Origin of the sequence: Salmonella sp. SAL04213 (assembly GCF_046550535.1) — a bacterium.
Taxonomy (GTDB): Bacteria; Pseudomonadota; Gammaproteobacteria; order Enterobacterales; family Enterobacteriaceae; genus Salmonella; species Salmonella enterica.
In genome coordinates, this window is record NZ_JBGDXS010000001.1 from 61,152 (window position 1) to 84,024 (window position 22,873).

Annotated in this window: 21 protein-coding genes; 6 read left to right on the forward strand and 15 right to left on the reverse strand. The window is 52.9% G+C overall.

Annotated features, from left to right (window positions below):
* Nucleotides 1-163: 163 nt before the first annotated feature.
* The gene (gene katE / locus ACLJPQ_RS00315; RefSeq protein WP_080184914.1) at nucleotides 164-2,416 is read left to right on the forward strand and encodes a catalase HPII; all 2,253 of its coding nucleotides are present in this window, start codon (nucleotides 164-166) and stop codon (nucleotides 2,414-2,416) included.
* 43 nt (nucleotides 2,417-2,459) lie between these two features.
* On the opposite strand, the gene chbG is transcribed toward katE, so the two are convergent.
* The 7 genes from chbG to osmE form a co-directional block, all read right to left on the reverse strand.
* Nucleotides 2,460-3,218, reverse strand: coding sequence for a chitin disaccharide deacetylase (chbG, locus tag ACLJPQ_RS00320; RefSeq protein WP_000442735.1), 759 nt, complete (start codon nucleotides 3,216-3,218; stop codon nucleotides 2,460-2,462).
* A 12-nt stretch (nucleotides 3,219-3,230) separates the two neighbouring features.
* Nucleotides 3,231-4,586, reverse strand: a complete 1,356-nt coding sequence (locus tag ACLJPQ_RS00325) for a 6-phospho-beta-glucosidase (protein ID WP_080184913.1) — start codon at nucleotides 4,584-4,586, stop codon at nucleotides 3,231-3,233.
* 124 nt (nucleotides 4,587-4,710) lie between these two features.
* Nucleotides 4,711-5,553: a transcriptional regulator ChbR gene (chbR, locus tag ACLJPQ_RS00330; RefSeq protein ID WP_000983393.1), complete on the reverse strand. Its 843-nt coding sequence runs from the start codon at nucleotides 5,551-5,553 to the stop codon at nucleotides 4,711-4,713.
* 10 nt (nucleotides 5,554-5,563) lie between these two features.
* A complete protein-coding gene (chbA, locus tag ACLJPQ_RS00335) occupies nucleotides 5,564-5,911 on the reverse strand; it encodes a PTS N,N'-diacetylchitobiose transporter subunit IIA (protein WP_000459883.1) in 348 nt (115 codons plus the stop codon).
* A 50-nt stretch (nucleotides 5,912-5,961) separates the two neighbouring features.
* Nucleotides 5,962-7,320 (reverse strand): PTS N,N'-diacetylchitobiose transporter subunit IIC, encoded by a 1,359-nt coding sequence (gene chbC / locus ACLJPQ_RS00340; RefSeq protein ID WP_000073063.1) that lies wholly within the window; start codon nucleotides 7,318-7,320, stop codon nucleotides 5,962-5,964.
* 82 nt (nucleotides 7,321-7,402) lie between these two features.
* A complete protein-coding gene (gene chbB / locus ACLJPQ_RS00345) occupies nucleotides 7,403-7,723 on the reverse strand; it encodes a PTS N,N'-diacetylchitobiose transporter subunit IIB (protein WP_000412161.1) in 321 nt (106 codons plus the stop codon).
* 300 nt (nucleotides 7,724-8,023) lie between these two features.
* Entirely contained in the window at nucleotides 8,024-8,365 is a 342-nt protein-coding gene (gene osmE / locus ACLJPQ_RS00350) for an osmotically-inducible lipoprotein OsmE (protein ID WP_001039301.1), read from the reverse strand.
* Nucleotides 8,366-8,583: 218 nt separating this feature from the next.
* Between osmE and nadE the strand changes: the two genes are divergently transcribed.
* Both nadE and cho read left to right on the forward strand, forming a co-directional pair.
* Nucleotides 8,584-9,411 carry an ammonia-dependent NAD(+) synthetase gene (gene nadE, locus ACLJPQ_RS00355; RefSeq protein WP_000174981.1) on the forward strand — a complete coding sequence of 276 codons (828 nt, stop codon included), beginning with the start codon at nucleotides 8,584-8,586 and terminating at the stop codon, nucleotides 9,409-9,411.
* A gap of 120 nt (nucleotides 9,412-9,531) precedes the next feature.
* On the forward strand, nucleotides 9,532-10,413 hold the full coding sequence (gene cho / locus ACLJPQ_RS00360; protein ID WP_197403522.1) for an excinuclease Cho: 882 nt from the start codon (nucleotides 9,532-9,534) through the stop codon (nucleotides 10,411-10,413).
* A 74-nt stretch (nucleotides 10,414-10,487) separates the two neighbouring features.
* On the opposite strand, the gene spy is transcribed toward cho, so the two are convergent.
* From spy to ACLJPQ_RS00390, 6 genes are all read right to left on the reverse strand, one after another.
* Nucleotides 10,488-10,973 carry an ATP-independent periplasmic protein-refolding chaperone Spy gene (gene spy, locus ACLJPQ_RS00365; RefSeq protein WP_080184911.1) on the reverse strand — a complete coding sequence of 162 codons (486 nt, stop codon included), beginning with the start codon at nucleotides 10,971-10,973 and terminating at the stop codon, nucleotides 10,488-10,490.
* A 335-nt stretch (nucleotides 10,974-11,308) separates the two neighbouring features.
* Nucleotides 11,309-12,277: a succinylglutamate desuccinylase gene (gene astE, locus ACLJPQ_RS00370; RefSeq protein ID WP_079842418.1), complete on the reverse strand. Its 969-nt coding sequence runs from the start codon at nucleotides 12,275-12,277 to the stop codon at nucleotides 11,309-11,311.
* The gene (astB, locus tag ACLJPQ_RS00375; RefSeq protein WP_000123932.1) at nucleotides 12,270-13,613 is read right to left on the reverse strand and encodes an N-succinylarginine dihydrolase; all 1,344 of its coding nucleotides are present in this window, start codon (nucleotides 13,611-13,613) and stop codon (nucleotides 12,270-12,272) included. Before astB ends, astE begins: the two co-directional genes overlap by 8 nt.
* A complete protein-coding gene (astD, locus tag ACLJPQ_RS00380) occupies nucleotides 13,610-15,088 on the reverse strand; it encodes a succinylglutamate-semialdehyde dehydrogenase (RefSeq protein WP_080184910.1) in 1,479 nt (492 codons plus the stop codon). Before astD ends, astB begins: the two co-directional genes overlap by 4 nt.
* Nucleotides 15,085-16,119: an arginine N-succinyltransferase gene (gene astA / locus ACLJPQ_RS00385; protein WP_001263885.1), complete on the reverse strand. Its 1,035-nt coding sequence runs from the start codon at nucleotides 16,117-16,119 to the stop codon at nucleotides 15,085-15,087. The genes astD and astA overlap by 4 nt, the downstream gene beginning before the upstream one ends.
* Nucleotides 16,110-17,336 (reverse strand): aspartate aminotransferase family protein, encoded by a 1,227-nt coding sequence (locus ACLJPQ_RS00390; RefSeq protein WP_031565788.1) that lies wholly within the window; start codon nucleotides 17,334-17,336, stop codon nucleotides 16,110-16,112. The genes astA and ACLJPQ_RS00390 overlap by 10 nt, the downstream gene beginning before the upstream one ends.
* A gap of 445 nt (nucleotides 17,337-17,781) precedes the next feature.
* Between ACLJPQ_RS00390 and xthA the strand changes: the two genes are divergently transcribed.
* Nucleotides 17,782-18,588 (forward strand): exodeoxyribonuclease III, encoded by an 807-nt coding sequence (gene xthA / locus ACLJPQ_RS00395; RefSeq protein ID WP_000673951.1) that lies wholly within the window; start codon nucleotides 17,782-17,784, stop codon nucleotides 18,586-18,588.
* Nucleotides 18,589-18,660: 72 nt separating this feature from the next.
* Nucleotides 18,661-19,077, forward strand: coding sequence for a pyrimidine (deoxy)nucleoside triphosphate diphosphatase (locus ACLJPQ_RS00400; RefSeq protein WP_000592136.1), 417 nt, complete (start codon nucleotides 18,661-18,663; stop codon nucleotides 19,075-19,077).
* On the opposite strand, the gene ACLJPQ_RS00405 is transcribed toward ACLJPQ_RS00400, so the two are convergent.
* Nucleotides 19,037-19,312 carry a YnjH family protein gene (locus ACLJPQ_RS00405; protein WP_000336847.1) on the reverse strand — a complete coding sequence of 92 codons (276 nt, stop codon included), beginning with the start codon at nucleotides 19,310-19,312 and terminating at the stop codon, nucleotides 19,037-19,039. The genes ACLJPQ_RS00400 and ACLJPQ_RS00405 overlap by 41 nt on opposite strands.
* A gap of 238 nt (nucleotides 19,313-19,550) precedes the next feature.
* Between ACLJPQ_RS00405 and gdhA the strand changes: the two genes are divergently transcribed.
* Entirely contained in the window at nucleotides 19,551-20,894 is a 1,344-nt protein-coding gene (gdhA, locus tag ACLJPQ_RS00410; RefSeq protein ID WP_000372865.1) for an NADP-specific glutamate dehydrogenase, read from the forward strand.
* Nucleotides 20,895-20,923: 29 nt separating this feature from the next.
* Here gdhA and topB read toward each other — a convergent pair whose 3' ends face one another.
* Nucleotides 20,924-22,873, reverse strand: a complete 1,950-nt coding sequence (gene topB / locus ACLJPQ_RS00415) for a DNA topoisomerase III (RefSeq protein WP_001235874.1) — start codon at nucleotides 22,871-22,873, stop codon at nucleotides 20,924-20,926.

Below are 22,873 nucleotides of genomic sequence, written 5' to 3' on the forward strand. Positions count from 1 at the left end.
CCGATCTTCGCCCCCGACGTCCTGTTCCGCGCGTGCGATTTCCCTATTGAGCCTTGTCTGCCGTTCCGCTCTCCCCCGGCATAATTGCTGAAATGTTCTATAGTTAGAGTGATTTTGACTACTACCACGCCCATTTCAGTGATGAAAGCAGGAGACGAGTTCAATGTCGCATAATGAGAAATCCCCCCATCAGTCCCCCGTGCATGATACCCGTGAATCACAGCCCGGCCTGGACTCCCTGGCACCGTCAGACGGTTCACATCGCCCCACGCCAGAACCGACGCCGCCGGGCGCGCAACCAACGGCCCCCGGCAGCTTAAAAGCGCCCGAGACCGCGAATGATAAGCTCACTGCCCTCAACGCCTTTCGTAAAGGCAGCGAAAATTATGCGCTGACCACCAATCAGGGCGTGCGCATCGCCGACGATCAAAATTCTCTTCGCGCCGGCAGCCGTGGCCCTACGCTGTTGGAAGATTTTATCCTGCGCGAGAAAATTACCCACTTTGACCATGAGCGTATCCCGGAGAGGATCGTTCACGCCCGCGGATCAGCAGCGCACGGCTATTTTCAGCCATATAAAGACCTGAGCGACATCACGAAAGCCGCGTTTCTGTGCGATCCACAGAAAATTACCCCGGTCTTTGTTCGCTTTTCGACAGTACAGGGCGGCGCGGGGTCTGCTGATACCGTACGTGATATCCGCGGTTTTGCGACCAAATTTTATACCGAAGAGGGAATTTTCGATCTCGTCGGTAATAACACGCCGATCTTTTTTATCCAGGATGCGCATAAGTTTCCGGATTTTGTGCACGCCGTTAAGCCCGAACCACATTGGGCTATTCCGCAAGGACAGAGCGCGCACGACACCTTCTGGGACTATGTTTCCTTACAGCCTGAGACGCTGCACAACGTCATGTGGGCAATGTCGGATCGCGGTATTCCACGGAGTTATCGGACGATGGAAGGGTTCGGCATTCACACCTTCCGTCTGATCAATGCACAAGGGAAAGCGACCTTTGTCCGTTTCCACTGGAAACCGTTGGCAGGTAAAGCCTCGCTGGTGTGGGATGAGTCACAAAAACTGACCGGTCGCGATCCGGATTTTCACCGCCGGGATCTGTGGGAGGCCATCGAAGCGGGCGATTTTCCGGAATACGAGCTGGGCCTACAACTCATTGCCGAAGAGGATGAATTTAAATTCGATTTTGATCTGCTCGATCCGACCAAACTGATTCCGGAAGAGTTGGTGCCAGTACAACGCGTCGGCAAAATGGTGTTAAACCGTAATCCGGATAACTTTTTCGCTGAAAACGAACAGGCGGCATTTCATCCAGGACATATTGTTCCCGGCATTGATTTTACCAACGATCCGCTGTTACAGGGGCGTCTGTTCTCTTATACCGACACGCAAATCAGTCGTCTGGGCGGGCCAAACTTCCACGAAATTCCGATTAACCGCCCTACCTGCCCCTACCATAACTTCCAGCGTGACGGTATGCACCGGATGGATATCGACACCAATCCGGCGAACTATGAACCGAACTCCATTAATGACAACTGGCCGCGCGAAACGCCGCCAGCGCCAAAACGCGGCGGCTTCGAATCATACCAGGAACGGGTGGATGGCAATAAAATCCGCGAACGCAGCCCCTCTTTCGGTGAATATTACTCGCATCCTCGCCTGTTCTGGCTCAGTCAGACGCCGATAGAGCAGCAGCATATTATTGACGCGTTCAGCTTTGAGCTGGGTAAAGTCGCCCGCGCGTATATTCGGGAGCGGGTGGTCGATCAGTTAGCGCATATTGATGTCACGCTGGCTCAGGGCGTCGCGCATAATCTCGGTTTTGCACTCACCCATGAGCAAACGCAAATTGCCCCGCCTCCTGATGTCAACGGTCTGAAAAAAGATCCGGCGCTCAGCCTGTATGCGGTGCCGGACGGCGATGTTAAAGGTCGCGTGGTCGCTATTCTGCTAAACGACAAGGTTAACGCCGCCGAACTGTTGACCATTTTGCAGGCTTTAAAAGCCAAAGGCGTCCACGCAAAACTGCTCTATTCACGGATGGGTGAAGTAACGGCTGATGACGGTTCAACATTAACTATTGCGGCAACCTTTGCCGGCGCGCCGTCGCTAACGGTCGATGCGGTAATAGTACCGTGCGGCAATATTGCCGATATCGAGAGTTGCGGCGATGCCCGCTACTACCTTCTGGAGGCCTACAAACATCTGAAGCCCATCGCACTGGCAGGCGACGCCCGACGGTTTAAGGCGCTTTTAAACATTGATAGCCAGGGGGAAGAAGGACTTGTTGAGGCAGATAACGTTGACCACCACTTTATGGACACTCTGCTGACGCTGATGGCGGCACACCGTGTCTGGTCGCGTGCGGGGAAAATTAACGCGATTCCTGCATAAACGGCAAAAAATGCGGCGCATTCTTGCGCCGCAAACTCAGGAGCTAAATATCAAGAAAACTGCCAGGACGATATCCACGTTCCGCAATCGCTGCCTTGAGTGACGCAGACGTCAATACCTCCAGTTCAGTTAAGCGGGGGTAACAATAGGCGCTCTGGCGAATAATGTTGTCCACAAACGCCGGATGACACATCACCTCCAGAGAGGTTTCTCCTCGATGCGTCGAGGCATCCAGAATGCGTAAAAAGCACGCTTCGGTGATCTCCTCGCCGTAAAATTCACTGCTAAATCCTTGAGTGCTGCGCAAATCCGACGGCAGATCGTCGGCGTTCAACACCGTCTGGCGGTCAATACGTAACGCAATCCCGCGCTGCGCCGCAAAACGGGCGACGATGGGGAAAATTTGCGGGAACATATGCACATGATGGTGACTGTCGAGATGCGTTGGCTCGCGGCCAAATACGTCGATGAAACGCTGATACTGACACGCCAGTTCATGCGCAATTTCATCCAGCGGAAGCGTATCCTCCTCCGCCATTTGCCAGATCCATTTCCCCAACAGGCCGTCTCGCGTCAGGCCCGGCATCTCTGACACCGGTTTGCCTAACGTCAAAACAAAATGCATTCCCACCCCAAGCGCAGGCAGCTCGCGGCTAAGCTGCGCCGCATGGTCAATAGCCTCGCCATTGACCAGCGCCGTCGTGGAGGTCACAACGCCGTTGCGATATGCTTCAACAATGCCGTAATTTTGCCCTTTACTCAGGCCAAAATCATCGGCATTCACAATCAACACGCGTTCCATAGCCTACCTCTGTCAGTGGTGCTTACCTTTAAGCGCTTCGATGCAAGCGGCAAAATTAGGCAGCCATTTTTCATGCGCCAGGATGAGCTCACGCGCCAGGACTTCTGCGTCGCGGTCGGAATGCACCAGCGGACTCAGGTTAAGCGCCAGCAGCACATCATTAAAGTTTCCGCTCAGCGCCGCATTGCTGGCCGCGACCTCAAATCCTTTAATAGTGTGGATAAGCCCCAGCACTTTTTCGTCAAAACGGGTGATACGCGGGTGCGGCGTCGCGCCATTGCGTCCCAGAATGCAGGTCATTTCCACCGCCCAGTCCGCCGGGATATTCTCGACATGCCCATGATGTGGAATATTAACGTAATGCTCAGTCTGCTTGTCATTATAAATAGCGTTAATGACTTCACAAGCGGCATCGGAATAATAAGCGCCGCCGCGTTGCTCAAGCTCTTTCGGCTTCACGTTTAGCTCAGGATTTTTGTACAAGTCGAAGAGTTGTTTCTCCACTTTTTGTACGACCTGAGCGCGCGCGCCGCCTTTGTAATATTCGCCCATTTCAATCGCCAACATCTCTTTTTGCTTGAAGTAATACAACAAATAAGAGCACGGCAGCATGTTCAGCGAGCGAATCAATCCTTCACTAAACGGCAGATCAAAGATATTTTTTACGGTTGACGCTTTCAACTGACCGGACGCCACGCCATCCAGTAATTCTGCGAACCGTGAGGTGCCATTCACCAGCACATCTTTAATAAAGACCATATGGTTTAGACCAAACAGGTCAATGGAAAGATCGTCATTCTCATTCAGCACCAGCACGTCATGAATAAACATTTTCATGCCGACAGGAATATTACATACGCCGATGAATTTTTTAAAGTTGGTATGACGATAAACCGCTTCCGTCACCATCCCCGCCGGGTTAGTAAAGTTAATGACCCACGCATTCGGACATAATTCTTCAACATCCTTAATGATGTCAAAAATAACCGGAATGGTACGCAACCCTTTAAATAAACCGCCAGCGCCGTTGGTTTCTTGCCCCAGATAGCCGTGGCTAAGCGGGATACGCTCGTCCAGTTCACGGGCTTTGAGTTGACCAACGCGTAGCTGGGTAGTGACAAAATTAGCGTCTTTCAGCGCTTCCCGGCGATCCAGCGTTTTATACAATTTTAGCGGAACGCCTGCTTTATCAATCATTCGCTGGCAGAGATCATAAATAATGTCCAGCTTCTCTTTCCCGTCTTCAACATCAACCAGCCATAATTCGGTGACAGGTAATTCATGGTAGCGCTTAATAAAGCCTTCAAGTAATTCAGGGGTGTAGCTGCTCCCGCCACCAATAGTGACGACTTTTAATTTCTGGCTCATAATATCTCCCTTCAGTGTATGACACTGATATGTATTACGCTATGCCCGCTCGTAAGAAATAGCGTGACGTTCCCCGCGCTATTGGGGCAAGCGTGAAATGTAATTAATCGAGCAATGCAAACCGTTACTCATTAATTTCCGTCAATCGCTTCCGATAACTATTCGGCGTAAATGAGGTCATCTTCTTAAACGTTTTAATAAACAGACTTGGACTGCTATACCCGGCTTCATAAGCAATATCCGTAACCGAATAGTTGGTCATTTCCAACTGTTTCTTGGCAAAATTAATGCGAATCTCATTAATGATTTGCATCGGCGTTTTGCTGTAATAACGTCGGGTGGCGCGCGTCAGATACTCCTGGGATTTTGCCGACAGGCGCACCATATTTTCCAGCGCATGTTCGCCAAACTGCGTTTTATCATGCATTATCTCCACGGTTGCTTTCAGCCATTGTGGAATATCATCATAAACCTGCTCTTCGCGGTAATGACGTAAGCGGTTTATAATATAAAATGTCACCACTTCGATAAATTCGTCGAGCCCATTGCCGCGAAAATTCAACGACGCAATCACCGTTTCAATATAGGTAAGGAAGGTGCTATTCGCCCTGTATACCTGCGATGCCACAAAACAAAACGGCAGTAACGGAAGATAATGCTGTTCAAAAAAACGTTTACTAATTCCTACGTTCAGAATACGCGTTGCGCCAAACTCATAGAAACTTTGGTGATTCGACCCCACCGGGATAAAAACAAAATCTCCACGTTCCAGCAGCACACGCTTCCCGTTGATCTCCTGGTAATAACGTCCGGTTAATACCAGGGTAAATTCATAGTAGTCGTGCTGATGCAGCCCGGTGACGCTTTCCGTCTTGTTATAGATAAACACATGGAAATTTTTGCCATTGAAGAGCTGCTGCTCATAAACCGTTTTGATTTCCGTTGCGTTAACCTGTAGCTGCATCATCCGCCCCCTGTTATTTCAGTTTCTCATGGAGCTCAATCAACTCAGCGATCAGTTCACGAGCCAGCATTGAGGTCATCAAATGATCCTGAGCGTGAACCAGGACCAGACTGACTTTCATTTTGCCTTCGCCCTGATCGCCTTCGATGAGTTTTGTCTGCACAAGATGCGCTTCATTGAGCGCTATGCGCGACTGGTCCATCATCGCTTTCGCCGCCTCAAAATCGCCTTCTTTCGCTTTTCTGAGCGCGCCATATGCCAGGCTGCGCGCCTGACCAGAATTGATGATAAGCCCCATAACGACTTCTTCGAGTTCCTCAGCCGCTGTCTGGTTATCTACAACATTTTCAAGATCAAACATAGTCTTTCCTCTGATTCAGCCCGGCATGGCATCCCATGCCGACGCGGAGTTTAGAATTTCAGTGCGTTAGCGATATCTTCTTCGCTTTCTTCCTGCTCAATGGCGTTCTGCGCTTTGTTAGCCACCACCACGAAGGGGAGATAAATCAGGGTAGCGACCGCCAGGTTAAATAGCGCAACCAGTAATGCGGCGACGCTGCCGTTGGTGTTAAAGAACGCCCCCAACCCGGTTGGCATGGTCCACGGCGCAATATTGGTAATCGGCGGAATAATACCCAAATAGTAAGCCACCAGCGTAATCGCCGCCAGAATCGGCTGAACCAGAATGAAGGGGATAAACATCACCGGGTTCATAATAATCGGCAGGCCAAACAGGATGGGTTCGTTAATCTGGAAGATACCTGACGGCAGCGCCAGTTTTGCCACCTGGCGATAGTCCGCGCGACGGGATGCGAGGAAGATAGCGATGATCAGACCCAGCGTTGCGCCGCTACCACCGAGGAAGATATAAGAATCCAGCATCGGTTTCGCCCAGATATGGAACGTTTTACCGGCTTCCAGCGCCGCATCGACGGAGCCATACTGCTGGTAAATAGAGATGTTTTCCAGCGCCCAGGGCGTCATGATGCCGCTGTCCAGCGCGGTCAGCGCCAGCGAACCATGAATACCAAAGAACCACAGCAGCGGTACAAAAATGACATATGCCCACCCTACCACGCTACCCAGCGATGCCAGCGGCGTAGAGATAGTGTCCATAATAATCTGATGGAAGTTAGAACCGTAATTAGACAGCGCCCAGGCAATAATCCCCATAATAGAGAGAATAATAAAGCCGGGAATTAATGCTGAGAATGAACGAGACACCGAAGCCGGTACGCTGTCCGGTAGTTTAATCACCCAGTTGCGCCGGACAATAAATGTAAACATCTCCGCGACCACCAGGCCAATAATAATACCGGAGATAATATTCGCGCCGCCCAGCCAGTTAGCGCCTACGGCATAGGCCTCGCCGACACTATACGGCGTTACGGTCATAAATGCCGCCACGGAGAGCAGTCCGGCGGCCAGCGCATCAACCTTGCGCTCTTCCGCCAGCGCCATGCCGATAAAAAATGGCGCCATGAGCGACATAATGCCCAATGTGCCGTTATAGACGTTCCCGCCGATGCCTTTCAATCCATTAAGTGTTTCAATGGTTGAGGCATCAAGCCGAATGCCCATGGAATAAAAAAACGACCCCTCCCCAAAGCTCAGGAAAACGTTATTAATTAATACAAACATCGCCCCCGCAAGGGTTAATGGCATTAAACGAATAAAGCCGTTCTTGATTGCATTAACGTGTGGCTGCTTTCCTATTTTTACAGCAAAAGGAAGGAGTACCTTTTCAAGTGAAGCAATAACGTTACTCATAGAAAAATACCCTTAAATACCGCAATAAAATATTGCGGTTAGTGTATGAAATAACTCTTTGACGGGAAAAATTAAAAAATAATTAATTCGCGGCGGCTTTTTTAATTGCCGCTACCGCAGCTTTAAGCACGCCTAAGCCATCTACCTTGCCGTACAACATTGAATCAATGACTTCTACCGGTTTACCGGGTAATAAACGCTGAATTTCGGGGAGCATATAAGCAATTTGCGGGCCTAATAACACGACGTCCGCTGCCGGGCCTTTTTCACCGGCCAGGGTTTCAGGGAATGCTTCAATAATCACCGGCACTTCATATTTTTCAGCCTGAGCGCGCATTTTTGATACCAGTAAGGATGTTGACATGCCCGCAGAACAAAACAGATAAATGTGTTTCTTTTCCATAAAAACCTTCCTCATGTGCGATTATCTGTCAACCAGATACGCCGCAAGCCTCAACCTGCATCCATACTCTGGGCGACTTGCGTAACCGGATTTACTTTTTTAGGTGGCTGAAATGAGTATACGGGATCGGACCGCCGGATGGTATTTCCTTGACCCACTAAATTGTCTCTCATTGACCTGGCGTTATGACCCCCCTCACATTTCGGGCAAATAATTCGCGATAATAAATAAGGTTATGGCAGGCACAAAAAAACCGGCTCGCAGGCCGGTTTCCTTGAATGTTCAGGCAATGTACAGTTGTTACTGCTTCGGCGCCTGTGGGTCAGTGTCGTACTCCGCACAGGTCTGATAGCCGGAGTTAATCACGTGCCCGGTATCATCCAGCGCAACAAAGTAGGTTTCCGCTTTACCATCACGTTGACCCAGGATGTAGGTCTGACAGGTACCGCGCGCATGAATCATGCTCACTTCAGATGACGGTTTGCCCGCAATCTGCGCAACTTGCGCCCTGCTCATTCCTTTTTTAACATCTTTAACGACAGGCTCAACAAATTGGTCTTTTGTACGATCATACGCCGTACAGCCTGCCAGCATAGTCATTACCGCCGCTGCGCTTAAAATTCCTGCTACGTTCTTGTTCATTTTCCGTCCTCTTGTTTATCAGCGTGTTATGTAAGCCTGGAATACATCAGAACATTTTTCAAGCCGCGCCTCGCGACAAAAAGTCTTTCGGAAAATTCTCTAACGCAGCGATATGTTGTTTTAAACACCGCTTAGCCCGCCAAACCTTGTCGTTTCAGCGGCGAAGGGTTAGCTTTAACAGGGTAAAGATTCATTTTTTTAATGTCGAAGGGGGTTAAATGACTCTGCAGCAAGAGATAATCCAGGCGCTTGGCGCGAAACCGCATATCAACCCTGAAGAAGAAATTCGCCGCAGCGTGGATTTTCTTAAAGCGTACCTGAAAACCTATCCCTTTTTGAAATCGCTGGTGTTAGGCATCAGCGGCGGGCAGGATTCGACGCTGGCCGGGAAACTCAGCCAGATGGCTATCGCCGAATTGCGGGAAGAGACCGGTGATAATGCGCTGCAGTTTATCGCCGTTCGTCTGCCTTATGGCGTGCAGGCCGATGAACAGGATTGCCAGGACGCCATTGCTTTTATTCAGCCGGACAGAGTACTCACCGTCAATATTAAAGGCGCCGTCCTCGCCAGCGAACAGGCGCTGCGCGAAGCGGGAATTGAGCTGAGCGATTTTGTTCGCGGCAATGAAAAAGCGCGTGAGCGAATGAAAGCGCAATATAGCATCGCCGGTATGACTCATGGCGTCGTGGTGGGCACCGACCATGCGGCGGAAGCGATAACCGGGTTCTTCACCAAATATGGCGACGGCGGTACCGATATTAACCCGCTTCATCGCCTTAACAAACGCCAGGGCAAACAGCTTCTCGCAGCGCTGGGCTGTCCTGAGCATCTGTATAAAAAAGTCCCCACCGCCGATTTGGAAGACGACCGCCCTTCACTGCCTGATGAAGCCGCGCTGGGCGTAACGTATGACAATATTGACGATTACCTGGAAGGCAAAACGCTGGACCCCGCCATCGCTAAAACTATCGAAGGCTGGTATGTAAAAACTGAACATAAGCGCCGTTTACCGATTACGGTATTCGACGACTTTTGGAAAAGGTAAGCGTACTTCTACTGTTGTGCCGGATATCGCTCGTCTATCCGGCCTCCTCTCTTCCCAGCCTCTTTTTTAATCACCCATCCGCTGTTATACTGGATGAATAACCAGTTAACGGAGATCACTGTGGTACGGCGTCAATCAGCCCCCCGCCTTGAGTTTGAAGCGGCGGCCATTTACGAATATCCAGAACATTTACGTCCTTTCCTCAGCGAAGCGCCAGCCTTACCGGGCGTCTATATATTTCATAGCGAAAGCGATACGCTGCCGCTTTATATCGGTAAAAGCGTGAATATTCGCAGCCGGGTGCTCTCACATCTGCGAACGCCTGACGAGGCCGCTATGCTGCGACAGGCGCGGCGGATAAGCTGGATCTGCACCGCTGGGGAAATGGGCGCGTTGCTGCTGGAGGCGCGGCTGATCAAAGAACAACAGCCGCTGTTTAACAAACGGTTACGGCGTAATCGCCAGCTTTGCTCTCTACAGTTGAGCGAACAAAAGATTGAGGTCGTTTCCGCCCGCAGCGTCGATTTTTCCCATGAGCCGAACCTGTTTGGGCTCTTCGCCAACCGTCGGGCGGCGCTGCAAAGCTTGCAGAACCTCGCCGATGAACAAAAATTGTGTTATGGCCTGCTGGGGCTTGAACCGGTAAGCCGTGGGCGCGCCTGTTTTCGTTTCGCTCTGAAGCGCTGCGCTGGCGCGTGTTGTGGGCAAGAAACCCCGCAGACGCATTTTCTTCGTCTGCAGGCCTCGCTGGAACGGTTACGTGTGGTTTGCTGGCCCTGGAAAGGCGCTATCGCGTTAAAAGAGAGCCGCCCACAAATGACCCAGTTCCACATTATCAACAACTGGTTATGGCTGGGGGCGGTCCCCTCGCTGGATGAGGCCGCCACCCTGGTGCGCACCCCTGCGGGCTTTGATCAGGATGGCTATAAAATTCTCTGTAAGCCACTAATGTCAGGTCAATATGAGATCATTGAACTGCACACCGACTGTCGCCAGTCATAAAGAAAACCGCCGATCCTGTCCACCTCAACGATTGTGTTGTCGACAAGACCGGCGGTCTTAAATTATGCGGAAAGTTATTCTGCCGCAGCAGGCATTTTACCTTCTTGCGCCGGGCGTTCTGTCAGACGCTTCTCAAAATTAGCGTTATATTGCTTTTTCTGCTCCGGTGTCAGAACGTTATAAATTTTATTCTGGGTTTCCATATGCGCCAGCATATTGGCCTTGCGCTGCGCTTCCATTTTCGTAATTTGCGCTTCGGCTTTGGCTTTATCGAAGGTATCGCTGGCAATAATATCATGCATGGCGCGACGCTCTTCCAGCGGCGGACGTTTCATTTGCTCGCGCTGCGCTTTCATAATGTCGCGAATTTGTTGCTTCTGCGCGTCTGTCAGGTTCAGGTTTTTAAACATCATATCGTGATGTGGGCCAAATTTACCTTTATGCTGCATCATTGGCTTCGCATCCGTTGGCGCGGCGGTGGTAGTCTCAGCGGCATGAGCCAGATTCGCAGCACCCATCGCCAGGGTAGAGGCAACAAATAGAGCAGTCAGTTTACGCATATTTCCATCCTTCCTTTCAGTTATTTTTACGGCATATTTAAAACAGCGCCGTGTTGTCGTGATTAACTTTAACCGTCTTAGCGTCAATTAGTCATAACAACGGTAAAACAATGAAAGTATAAAAAACACTTTTTCGCCAATTGTGAAGAAAAAAAGAATAAATTGCGCAGAGTTGAAAGAGAAATATACAACAGCATGATATAGCAGAAATTATGCAGAACTATAACGCAGCAACGCTTATTAATAAAGCAATTCTCCAGGAATAATCCGTAATAGCATGAAACTGTGTCCCAAATCATCCCTGTAATCCTAACGTGAGCTTACAGGGACATTTATCAGGGAAGTCTTTCCAGCATTAATCCAGCCCGCAATCCGCAGGCGACAGAGGGATTAGGAAAGAGAACATATTCAACGTCATGCGTCACCGTCACGCGCTTATCCCCCTCCTCGGCCAGCAACGTTCCCTTCGCAAAGGCAGTAAAATTCAGCGTTTGCGCATCCATATAAAGCGCGAACTTGTCGCTGTGACGCGTGATTTGCGACACTACCCGATAGCGTAGCGGCGGCGAAAACGAGGTTGACGTTTCGACACCGCTCAGCAGCGCCGACAACGCCTGCGAGGTTACACTGAACTGCGTCAGATCGTTTTGCCCAAACGGCAACGCCTTTCCCAACTCCAGGGTACAGGAAAGCGCGCCGAAATGTTCAGAGCTAAAGTGCGTAAACGTACCGCCGGGCGCCTGATGAAATACCAACGCCTCCAGTCCTGCCGCGCCCAGCCACGCCAGAAAATCCGCCTCCCACGGGCGGTCGCGCTGCGGCAATACGCCAAAACGCAAATGATGCGAGCCACGAATGGCGGTATGCAGATCCAGATGCCAGCGTACCCGCGCCTGGCCAGATGAAAAGAAGGTTTCCAGACTTAGCTCCAGCTCACGCGCCCGCCGCGTTTCATCGCTTTCGGCAAAGGACTGCCAACGCCCGCCAAACATACGGTTCATATCGCTGTGACAGTAGCGTATTCCCGCCGCCAGCGCCTGCGGATTGCCGAGTACCACCAACACTCGCCACGTTAACGTCAAGCTGCCTGAATACAGCGCCGACAGCAGCTTATCCAGCATCTCGACCGGCGCGGTTTCATTACCGTGTATCCCCGCAGAAAGAATTAACGCACGGTCGACCGGCGCATCGGGCGTGAGTTCAAGCAGACCATGGCCTAACCAGCGCCAGCGAAAACCCGCGCCCTTCCCCTGCGTCACCCGTGGTGTCGTGCCGCTTAGCGTCAACGCCAGAAAGTTATCCATCAGCCGCCCCCGTTTGCTGGAAAGGATAAACCGACCCCAAATCCAGCAGACGCGTTAACACATCCAGCGCCTCCCGGCCTTCTCGCAATAATAACGGATCGGCCAGATCGGCGGCGGTCAGGCGATCGCGATAATAACGATCCGCCCACGCGTTAAGGGCCGTAAACAGAGCGTCATTCATCATTACCGCTGGATTCACCGCCCGTCGTTCTTCTTCTGTTAACACCACGCGTAATCGCAGACAGGCCGGGCCGCCGCCGTTGGCCATACTTTCTCGCAAATCAAACACCTGCATCGCGCTGATGGGGTTATCCTCCGCCACCAGCTTATTCAGATAGCGCCAGACGCCGACATGGTCCTGACATTCCCGCGGCAACACTAACAGCATTGAGCCGTCGTCACGGCTTAACAACTGACTATTAAACAGGTAGGTGGCCACAGCATCTGATACAGAAACCTCTCCGGCGGGCACCTCTATCGCCATAAAACCGTCAACGCGCGTACGCAACTGATTAATGAGCACTTTCTGCCGGGCAAATGCCGCTTCGTGACAAAACAATACCTGTCGATTCGAAACGGCGATGACATCATTATGGAATACGCCTTGATCGATGACCTCCGGGTTTTGCTGAGCGAAGATAACCTGTTGCGGATTCACCTGATTAAGACGCGCCACGGCCTCGCTGGCTTCGCGGCTCTGGCGCGCCGGATAACGAGCGGGTCGTATTTCATTCTCCTCTTCGCGCCCATAGACAAAAAGCTGCACGCCTGCCGAACCATACTCGCCGCCAAGACGGTTATGATTCGCCGCGCCTTCATCTCCCAATAATGCGACCTGCGGTAACGCGCTATGCACTGAAAACTGACTTTCATCGCGAAATATGGCGCGTAGCAGCGCTTCGGTAACAGGCGCCTCAAGAGCGCGATGAAATTTATTGTTTAAATTCGCCACCGTCAGGTGAACTTTTCCGTCCAGCGCGTCTGCCGATGGGCAAACCGTCGCCGCATTCGCAACCCACATTGGCGACGCGGAACTCACGCTGGAAAGCCAGCGTGGCGCCTGACGCGCAACCTTATCCAGAATCTGCTCATCGCTACCCGTGAAGCCGAGCTGACGCAACGCCGGAATAAAAGGCCGCTCATGCGGCGGGATCACCGCCTGGGGAAAGCCGGCATCCGCCAGAGCTTTCATCTTTAGCAGCCCCTGCTTTACCGCCAGACGAGGATTCGACATCTGAAAACGGTGGCGGGTCGATGCCTCATTGCCGAAGGATAGCCCGGCATAATGGTGCGTAAGCCCCACCAGCCCGTCAAAATTAACTTCATGCGCCGTCATACCGCCTCCCTGCGAGAAAAGTCGAGGCCAGGGCTTAATGTCGCAGGCAACGTCAGTTCGGGAGATTCCAGACTGGCCATCGGCCAGGCGCAATAATCGGCGGCATACCAGGCGCTGGGCCGATGGTTGCCAGACGCGCCGACACCACCAAACGGCGCAGTACTCGCTGCCCCGATGAGCGGTTTATTCCAGTTAACGATCCCTGCCCGTGCCTCCAGCAAGAGCTGTTCGAACTGCGCGCGATCCGTCGACACCAGCCCACACGACAGACCAAAACGGGTATTATTCGCCAGACGAATCGCCTCATCGAAATGCGCATAACGCCAGACGTTCAGCAGCGGACCAAACACCTCTTCATCCGGCACATCCGCGACGCCGGTCAGCTCAATGATGCCAGGCGTCAGCAGAGAGGTTCCCTCTTTGACCTTCCGCGGCGCCAGTAGCGTGCGACCGCCTAATGCCTCTCGTTGACGCCAGGCCTCCATCACATGCTGTGCCGCCTGCGCTGAAATCAGTCCGCCGATAAACGGCTGCGGATCGTCGTCCCATCTACCGGGCTGCAGACGTCCGGCGACGTCAACCAGCCGCGCCAGAAATGCATCTCCCTGCGCACCCTGTTTTACCAGAAGGCGTCGCGCGCAGGTACAGCGCTGTCCGGCGGTAATAAACGCCGATTGCAGCGTCAGATGTACCGCCGCATCTATATTTGCCACATCCTCAATAATGAGCGGATTGTTTCCGCCCATTTCAAGGGCCAGTATTTTTTCCGGCTGGCCGGATAGCTGGCGATGAAGCTGATATCCGGTACTGGCGCTGCCGGTAAACAGCAGTCCGTCGAGATCGTCGAGCGAACTCAGCGCTTGTCCGGTCTCCCGGCCGCCCTGCACCAGATTAAGAACGCCTGCCGGTAGCCCCGCCCGTTCCCAGAGTTTTATTACCGTTTCCCCGGTCCATGGCGTTAGCTCGCTAGGTTTGAAGATCAGCGTATTGCCTGCCAGCAACGCGGGCACAATATGACCATTCGGTAAATGGCCGGGAAAGTTATAAGGGCCGAATACCGCCAGCACACCGTGAGGACGATGGCGCAACGTCGCGGCGCCATCGACAAGTTCGCTTTTTTGTTCGCCTGTTCTGGCGTGGTAAGCCTTAATCGAGATGGCAATCTTATTGATCATCGCCGTCACTTCCGTCGCCGCCTCCCAGCGCGGTTTACCGGTTTCACGCGCGATGACCTCCGTGAGATCGACTTTATGCGCCTCCAGCAGGGCGGCAAATTTCTCTACGATAGCCTGTCGTGCCGCAAAAGGCTGTCTGGCCCAACGAGGAAACGCCGCGCGCGCCGCCTGACAGGCCTCGGCGACCTGTGCCGCATTAGCGTCATTCCCCTGCCAAAGTATCTCCGCGCTCACCGGATTCGTTTTGCGGCGGCGTTCGCCCTGACCGGTTATCCAGTCGCCGTTTATCCATAGCGTCATACGGTTTTCTCCTCAGCGCAAAGGCGTACCAGCCGAACGTGGTCGCCCGCGCGACATTTCAGCGCATCCAACTGCGCTGCGGTCAGTACAAGTCGTGAAGTCTGAGGATCGGCACGCACCAGCGCGGCCCGAAAGTGGTGATAGTTTTCATTGGCGACCAGACATGCCGGATAGTCGCCAGGCGCGGGTTGCCCTTCCGCGACTTCCACCAGTCGGCTTTTACGAATGGCCCGCACGCGGTCAATATCACACTCCAGCGTCGGCCCACCGTCGAAGATGTCGATATAGTGGCGATAGCGAAAACCTTCCTTTTCCAGCACCGCGCGGGCTGGCGCCGTTTGCGGGTGGACTTCGCCAATCACGGCCTGTGCCTCTTCAGATAAGAAGTGGGTATAAATAGGATGTTTGGGCATCAGCTCGGCGATAAACGCTTTTTGCCCGGTACCGCATAAAAAATCCGCCCGGCTGAAATCCATAGAGAAAAAGCGTTTGCCGAGACTTTGCCAGAAGGGAGAATAACCGTGCTCGTCAATGACGCCGCGCATTTCCGCCACCACTTTCTCATTGAATTTATCGCGAAACGCGGCCATAAACATAAAGCGCGATTTTGACAACAGGTAGCCGTTACCCTCTTTACGCCATTCGGGATCGAGAAACAGCGTGCAAAGCTCACTGCTGCCAGTGTGATCATTACTCAGGAATAATGTTGGCAACGCGTTATATACATTCAGCTCTTTGGAGGCATGAACCAGCGTACCGACACGATAGTTATACCAGGGGTCGTTAAGACCGACCGCGACCTCAATGGCGCAGATCCCGCCGACCTCACCCGTTTCACTGTCCTCGAGAACGAATACATACCCTTGTTCGCCTTTTGGCAGCTCGTCGGACCAGGTTTTTAGCGCGCGTTCAATGCGGGCCGCCAGCGTCGCTTCATTTGCCGGTAGCGAGGTTAAGCCGCCGCCCGTTTTGCCTGCAAGCTGCATCAGCGCGGCGATATCCGCATGTTCGACAGGACGAATCACCCGCATGATGCGCCTCCCGTCTGAAGGCGTTCGCACGCCAGGGCAAAACGATCAAGCCCGGTGGCTATCTCCTCGTCGCTCACATTTAACGCTGGCGCAAAACGCACCACGTCGCCGCCGGCGATGAGCACCATCACGCCTGCTTTTGCCGCTTCCTGAGCGATGAGTTTGGCTTTTCCGGCAAACTCCGTCTGTAGCACACAGCCAAGCAGTAGCCCCAGCCCGCGAATTTCACTGAACATGCCAAAACGTACATTAAGGGTATTTAGACGTTCAATAAACGCATCGTGGCGCTGTCTGACGCCGTTTTGCATCTCCGGCGTATTGATGATATCCAGTACTTTTCCGGCAACTGCCGTCGCCAGCGGATTACCGCCGTAGGTGGTGCCATGCGTGCCTGGCGTCATAACGCTGGCATAGTCTTGCGTGGTCAGCATCGCGCCGATCGGGAAGCCGCCACCCAACGCTTTAGCGGTCGTCAGGATATCGGGCGTAACGCCATAATGCATATATGCATACAGTTCGCCGGTACGTCCGACGCCCGTCTGCACCTCATCAAAAATCAGTAACGCCTGATGCCGGTCGCACAATTCACGCAGCCCCTGCAAAAAAGCTTTCGTGGCGGGGATCACGCCGCCCTCGCCCTGCACAGGCTCTACGATCACGGCGCAGGTATTGTCATCAATTAGCGCGCTGGCGGAGTTCAGATCGTTATAGGCTGCATGACGAATATCCGGCGGCAGCGGCGCAAAGTCCTGTGAATAGGAGGGTTGACCGCCAGCGCTGACGGTAAAGAGCGTGCGACCATGGAACGCGTTTTTAAAGGCCACAATGCCGCTTTTATGATTGCCGACACGATCGTGGGCATATTTGCGCGCCAGTTTTAATGCTGCTTCATTTGCTTCAGCGCCTGAATTACAAAAGAAAACGCGTTCGGCGAAGGTCGCGTCGATCAGTTTTTTCGCCAGTCGCAGCGCCGGCTCATTGGTGTAACCGTTCCCGGTATGCCAGAAGCGATTCGCCTGTTCATTTAACGCCTCGCGCAACGCCGGATGCGCATGTCCCAATGCGTTGACCGCGATCCCGCCAGCAAAATCAATGTACTCTTTCCCCTGCTGATCCCACAGGCGTGAGCCTTCTCCGCGTACAGGAATAAAAGGCGCGGGAACATATACCGGCACCATCCATTCATCAAAGTTTTCGCGCGTAACTGACAGAGACATAGCGACCTCTTTTGGTAAAAATAAAGTTATCTATATGTTAATTAATATGAGTGTTTGCGCTGTAAATGTAGATTGCAGCATTCGTGCCAGCCAGCGTTAACATTGCATAAACAGAAGTGATAAACGGTAAATCAATGGGTTACAGCGTAGCGATATTCACTTTTACTGCATGAAAAGTGAATATTTCCGCATAATCGGTGGCTAAAAAGAGGAAAAAGCGAAATATTATTCAGTTGCCAAATATAATTCTGGAATTGTGATCTTATACGAAATTTACTGGAAATTACCGCCCCGTTCTGGCGCATCTGCACGCAAACCGTGCCATTTTCGCGCTATAGAAAACACCATACGCTTCCATTGGCCGAATCTGACGATGAGTGGCAGTCACCCGGTAAAATTTCTGCTACCATCCCAACACGATTCACCTTGCAAAGTGGCAGTGACTATGAAATTTGTCTCTTTTAATATCAACGGCCTGCGCGCCCGTCCCCATCAGCTTGAAGCGATTGTCGAAAAACACCAGCCCGATGTGATCGGTCTACAGGAGACAAAAGTCCACGACGAAATGTTCCCGCTCGAAGAGGTCGCGAAGCTGGGCTATAACGTTTTTTATCATGGACAAAAAGGCCATTACGGCGTCGCGCTGCTAACAAAAGCCACGCCCATTTCCGTCAGACGCGGTTTCCCGGATGATGGCGAAGAGGCGCAACGCCGCATTATCATGGCGGAAATCCCCTCGCCGCTGGGTAATATCACCGTCATTAACGGCTATTTCCCGCAGGGGGAAAGCCGGGATCATCCGTTGAAGTTCCCCGCAAAAGCGCAGTTTTACCAGAACTTGCAAAACTATCTTGAAACGGAACTCAAGTGCGATAATCCGGTATTAATTATGGGCGACATGAATATCAGCCCGACCGATCTGGATATTGGCATCGGCGAAGAGAACCGCAAACGCTGGCTGCGTACCGGTAAATGCTCCTTCCTGCCGGAGGAGCGTGAATGGATGTCACGGTTACTGAAGTGGGGATTAGTGGACACGTTCCGTGAGGCGAATCCGCAAACGATGGATAAATTTTCGTGGTTTGATTACCGCTCAAAAGGTTTCGTGGATAATCGCGGGCTGCGTATCGACCTCTTGCTGGCAAGCGCTCCGCTGGCGGAACGTTGCGCAGAAACCGGTATAGACTACGACATTCGCAGTATGGAAAAACCCTCCGACCATGCGCCGGTCTGGGCGACGTTTCGTGTTTGATTCCGCTTTCTGATTAACCGTAAGGCCGGGATAGCGCGACGCTCCCCGGCAGGAATAACGACCTTAACGACAATGATAAAAAAACTCGATGTTGTTGCCGCCATCATTGAACGCGACGGCAAAATTCTGCTGGCCCAGCGCCCAGCTCATGCGGATCAAGCCGGTTTATGGGAGTTTGCCGGCGGTAAAGTCGAACCCGGCGAAACCCAGCCGCAGGCGCTTATCCGCGAGCTACGCGAAGAGTTAGGGATTGACGCCACGCCCGGCGTCTATATCGCCAGCCATCAACGCGACGTGTCTGGCCGACGAATTCATTTGCACGCCTGGCATGTGCCTGCGTTTAACGGTCTGATACGTGCGCTGGAACATCAGGCATTAGCCTGGTGTACGCCGGAAGAGGCGCTGGAGTACCCCCTCGCCCCGGCGGATATTCCGCTATTGCAGGCGTTTATGGCTTTACGCGACGCCAGACTAACGGATTCGTGCTGATGGTTTTTTCGTCACGCTGGCACTGGAGCAAGACGCCTTCCACTTTTATTACCGCGCCTTCGGAGTAATTCTGATCCTGGTAAACGCAGCACTGAATGCAGGGCTGGGACGACTGACCGCGCGTGCTGAAAACTTCCGGCGGGACATTCACCTGAATATCAGGACGACTGTTCTGGTTTGCCAGCCCGACCATTGGCATTATCGCCATCACGGCGACCACGAGGCTTCGGCACATAGGATTTCCTTATTTTTCTAAGTATATTCTCAGTATAACGGTAAGCCGCCGTGAAAACTTTAATCCTCTTTTGTCATCGCTTTTAGTTATGACCCTCGCCCCGTTATGAATTTACTTAGCAGCGTCATTTTTTTCTTGCTTACCGTCACATTGCTGATGGTATAGTCGAAAACTGCAAATACATATTCTGATAAAACGCAAATACAACCACATTAATATATAAGAGGTTTTTATATCTATGGATCAGACATGTTCTCTGGAATCGTTCCTCAACCATGTACAAAAGCGCGACCCGCATCAAACCGAGTTCGCGCAAGCCGTCCGTGAAGTCATGACCACCCTGTGGCCGTTTCTTGAACAAAACCCCCGTTACCGCCACATGTCTTTACTGGAACGTTTGGTTGAACCAGAGCGCGTAATTCAGTTTCGCGTAGTGTGGCTGGACGACAAAAACCAGGTGCAGGTAAATCGCGCCTGGCGCGTGCAGTTCAACTCTGCTATCGGCCCCTATAAAGGCGGTATGCGCTTTCATCCTTCGGTAAACCTTTCCATCCTTAAGTTCCTCGGCTTTGAGCAAACCTTTAAAAATGCCCTCACCACGTTGCCGATGGGCGGCGGTAAAGGCGGCAGTGATTTCGATCCGAAAGGGAAAAGCGAAGGCGAAGTGATGCGTTTCTGCCAGGCGCTGATGACTGAACTGTATCGCCATTTAGGGCCGGATACCGACGTACCTGCCGGGGATATCGGCGTGGGCGGGCGCGAAGTGGGCTTTATGGCGGGAATGATGCGCAAGCTTTCCAATAACAGCGCCTGCGTCTTCACCGGCAAAGGGCTTTCCTTCGGCGGCAGCCTGATTCGCCCGGAGGCGACGGGCTATGGCCTGGTCTACTTCACTGAAGCGATGCTTAAACGTCATGGTCTTGGTTTCGAAGGGATGCGCGTCGCCGTGTCCGGCTCCGGCAACGTAGCGCAATACGCCATTGAGAAAGCGATGGCCTTTGGCGCGCGCGTGGTTACCGCGTCGGATTCGAGCGGGACAGTGGTCGATGAAAGTGGCTTCACGCCAGAGAAGCTGGCGCGTCTGTGTGAAATTAAAGCCAGCCGTGACGGTCGCGTCGCTGACTACGCCCGTGAGTTTGGCTTAACCTATCTGGAAGGCCAGCAGCCCTGGAGCGTACCGGTGGATATCGCCCTGCCATGCGCGACGCAGAACGAACTGGACGTTGACGCCGCGCGCGTACTGATTGCCAATGGCGTAAAAGCCGTGGCGGAAGGGGCAAATATGCCAACCACGATTGAAGCGACCGATCTCTTCCTTGAGGCAGGCGTACTGTTTGCGCCGGGTAAAGCCGCCAACGCGGGCGGCGTGGCGACATCGGGGCTGGAAATGGCGCAGAACGCCGCGCGGTTGAGCTGGAAAGCCGAGAAAGTGGACGCCCGTCTGCATCACATTATGCTGGATATCCACCACGCCTGTGTCGAGTACGGCGGCGATAATAAGCATACCAACTACGTTCAGGGCGCCAACATCGCCGGTTTCGTGAAAGTCGCCGACGCCATGCTGGCGCAGGGCGTCATTTAATCCCGTCGTCAGGCCAGATGGCTTTACGCTTATTCGGTCTGACGGCCTGTCTCCTCAGCAGGCGGGCTTTTTTTGCCCGCTCGCTTACGCGGCGCGCTCTTTTTCTTGTCTCCACCGCCTGGCGCGACTATCCCTCTGAAGCGCTTCACCGGCGTGCGCTTAGCCTGCTCGATCAGCTGATATAACGTGCCGACCAGCGGTTGCATAAAATCCTGGTAACGGCACTGTTTTTCGCTGATTTGCGTCAAAACAGATTCCCAGTGAGCGGTCATATCTGGACGGGCCGCCATTTCCGGCAGCGAATGTATTAACGCTTTGCCAGCATCGGTAGAATGAATATAGCGCCCTTTTTTGGTCAGAAAGCTACGTTTGAACAGCAGCTCGATAATCCCGGCGCGCGTGGCTTCCGTCCCCAGCCCATCGGTCGCGCGCAGAATCTTTTTCAGATCTTTATCCTGCACGAAGCGGGCAATTCCGGTCATCGCGGAAAGCAATGTCGCATCGGTGAAATGACGCGGCGGCTGGGTTTGGCGCTCGACCACTTCCCCCTTTTCACACAGCAACTCATCACCTTTGGCGACAACCGGCAGCGGCGTACCGTCGTTTTCCTCGTCGCGCTCTTTACTGCCCAGTAACGTCCGCCAACCGGCCTCCGCCAGAAAACGCGCTTTGGCGACAAATTTCCCTTTGGCGATTTCCAGTTCAATAACGCATTTACGAAACACCGCGTCCGGGCAGAACTGCATCAGATACTGACGCGCAATCAGGGTGTACACTTTCGCTTCGTTTTCCGTCAGATGGACAGAAGAACTGCGCGCCGTCGGGATAATCGCGTGGTGCGCATCCACTTTTTTGTCATCCCAGCAGCGATTGCGCGTATCAGGATTAACCACAGACTGCGGCAGTAAATCCGGGGCGTGGACGCTAATCGCGTTCATGACCGCCTGCCGTCCGGCAAAGTGTTCTTCCGGCAGATAACGGCAGTCGGAACGCGGATAGGTAATCAGTTTGTGGGTTTCATATAGCTTCTGACAAATATCAAGCACGTTTTGCGCGCTCAGGCCAAAGCGTTTGGCGGCTTCAATCTGTAGCGTCGAGAGCGAAAACGGCAGCGGCGCGGATTCTGATTCCCGTTTATCATTATAACTGGTTACCAGCGCGGGCTGACCGTTGATTCGGTTCACTACATGCTCCGCCAGCGGACGATGCAGCAAGCGCCCTTCTTCATCCTGATAAGGTTCACACGCCTCGCTCGGCTGCCAGATAGCGGTAAAACGCTCGTCGGCAGGCGTAACGATGTGCGCCTTCACTTCAAAGAAGTCTTTGGCGACGAAGTTCTCAATCTCTTCGTCTCGCCGCACCACCAGCCCCAGTACCGGCGTCTGTACGCGTCCCACGGATAACACGCCCTGATAGCCAGCATTACGGCCCAGGATCGTGTAAGCGCGGGTCATATTAATGCCATACAGCCAGTCCGCTCGCGCTCGCGCCAGCGCGGAGACGCACAGCGGCACGAAGTCACTGTTCGCCCGCAGCCTGTCGATAGCACGCTCGACCGCCTGCGGATTAAGGTCGTTTATCAGACAACGCCGCACCTGCTGGCGCTTTTCGGCAGGAAGCTGGAGATAATCCAGCACTTCATCAACCAGAAGCTGTCCTTCGCGATCCGGGTCGCCGGCGTGAATAATTTCACCGGCTTGATGCAAAAAGCGCTTAATCACATTGAGCTGTTTGGTGACGGAAGGACGAGGCTGAAGCTGCCATTTTTCCGGCACGATAGGCAGGTCAGCCAGATTCCAGCGCGCATAACGGCTGTCATACGCATCCGGCTGCGCCTGTTCCAGCAAATGACCAATACACCAGGTGACGACCTGCCCGTTTCCGCACTCAATAAAACCATCGCCTTTACGGTGCGGTTTTGGCAGCACATCCGCAATGGCGCGCCCCAGACTCGGTTTTTCGGCAATAAACAACCGCAT

What these genes read in the sequence shown, in the direction of transcription:
- katE (WP_080184914.1), top strand. Translation starts at nt 164, where the DNA reads ATGTCGCATAATGAGAAATCCCCCCATCAGTCCCCCGTGCATGATACC.
- chbG (WP_000442735.1), bottom strand. Translation starts at nt 3,218, where the DNA reads ATGGAACGCGTGTTGATTGTGAATGCCGATGATTTTGGCCTGAGTAAA.
- ACLJPQ_RS00325 (WP_080184913.1), bottom strand. Translation starts at nt 4,586, where the DNA reads ATGAGCCAGAAATTAAAAGTCGTCACTATTGGTGGCGGGAGCAGCTAC.
- chbR (WP_000983393.1), bottom strand. Translation starts at nt 5,553, where the DNA reads ATGATGCAGCTACAGGTTAACGCAACGGAAATCAAAACGGTTTATGAG.
- chbA (WP_000459883.1), bottom strand. Translation starts at nt 5,911, where the DNA reads ATGTTTGATCTTGAAAATGTTGTAGATAACCAGACAGCGGCTGAGGAA.
- chbC (WP_000073063.1), bottom strand. Translation starts at nt 7,320, where the DNA reads ATGAGTAACGTTATTGCTTCACTTGAAAAGGTACTCCTTCCTTTTGCT.
- chbB (WP_000412161.1), bottom strand. Translation starts at nt 7,723, where the DNA reads ATGGAAAAGAAACACATTTATCTGTTTTGTTCTGCGGGCATGTCAACA.
- osmE (WP_001039301.1), bottom strand. Translation starts at nt 8,365, where the DNA reads ATGAACAAGAACGTAGCAGGAATTTTAAGCGCAGCGGCGGTAATGACT.
- nadE (WP_000174981.1), top strand. Translation starts at nt 8,584, where the DNA reads ATGACTCTGCAGCAAGAGATAATCCAGGCGCTTGGCGCGAAACCGCAT.
- spy (WP_080184911.1), bottom strand. Translation starts at nt 10,973, where the DNA reads ATGCGTAAACTGACTGCTCTATTTGTTGCCTCTACCCTGGCGATGGGT.
- astE (WP_079842418.1), bottom strand. Translation starts at nt 12,277, where the DNA reads ATGGATAACTTTCTGGCGTTGACGCTAAGCGGCACGACACCACGGGTG.
- astB (WP_000123932.1), bottom strand. Translation starts at nt 13,613, where the DNA reads ATGACGGCGCATGAAGTTAATTTTGACGGGCTGGTGGGGCTTACGCAC.
- astD (WP_080184910.1), bottom strand. Translation starts at nt 15,088, where the DNA reads ATGACGCTATGGATAAACGGCGACTGGATAACCGGTCAGGGCGAACGC.
- astA (WP_001263885.1), bottom strand. Translation starts at nt 16,119, where the DNA reads ATGCGGGTGATTCGTCCTGTCGAACATGCGGATATCGCCGCGCTGATG.
- ACLJPQ_RS00390 (WP_031565788.1), bottom strand. Translation starts at nt 17,336, where the DNA reads ATGTCTCTGTCAGTTACGCGCGAAAACTTTGATGAATGGATGGTGCCG.
- xthA (WP_000673951.1), top strand. Translation starts at nt 17,782, where the DNA reads ATGAAATTTGTCTCTTTTAATATCAACGGCCTGCGCGCCCGTCCCCAT.
- ACLJPQ_RS00400 (WP_000592136.1), top strand. Translation starts at nt 18,661, where the DNA reads ATGATAAAAAAACTCGATGTTGTTGCCGCCATCATTGAACGCGACGGC.
- ACLJPQ_RS00405 (WP_000336847.1), bottom strand. Translation starts at nt 19,312, where the DNA reads ATGTGCCGAAGCCTCGTGGTCGCCGTGATGGCGATAATGCCAATGGTC.
- gdhA (WP_000372865.1), top strand. Translation starts at nt 19,551, where the DNA reads ATGGATCAGACATGTTCTCTGGAATCGTTCCTCAACCATGTACAAAAG.
- topB (WP_001235874.1), bottom strand. Translation starts at nt 22,873, where the DNA reads ATGCGGTTGTTTATTGCCGAAAAACCGAGTCTGGGGCGCGCCATTGCG.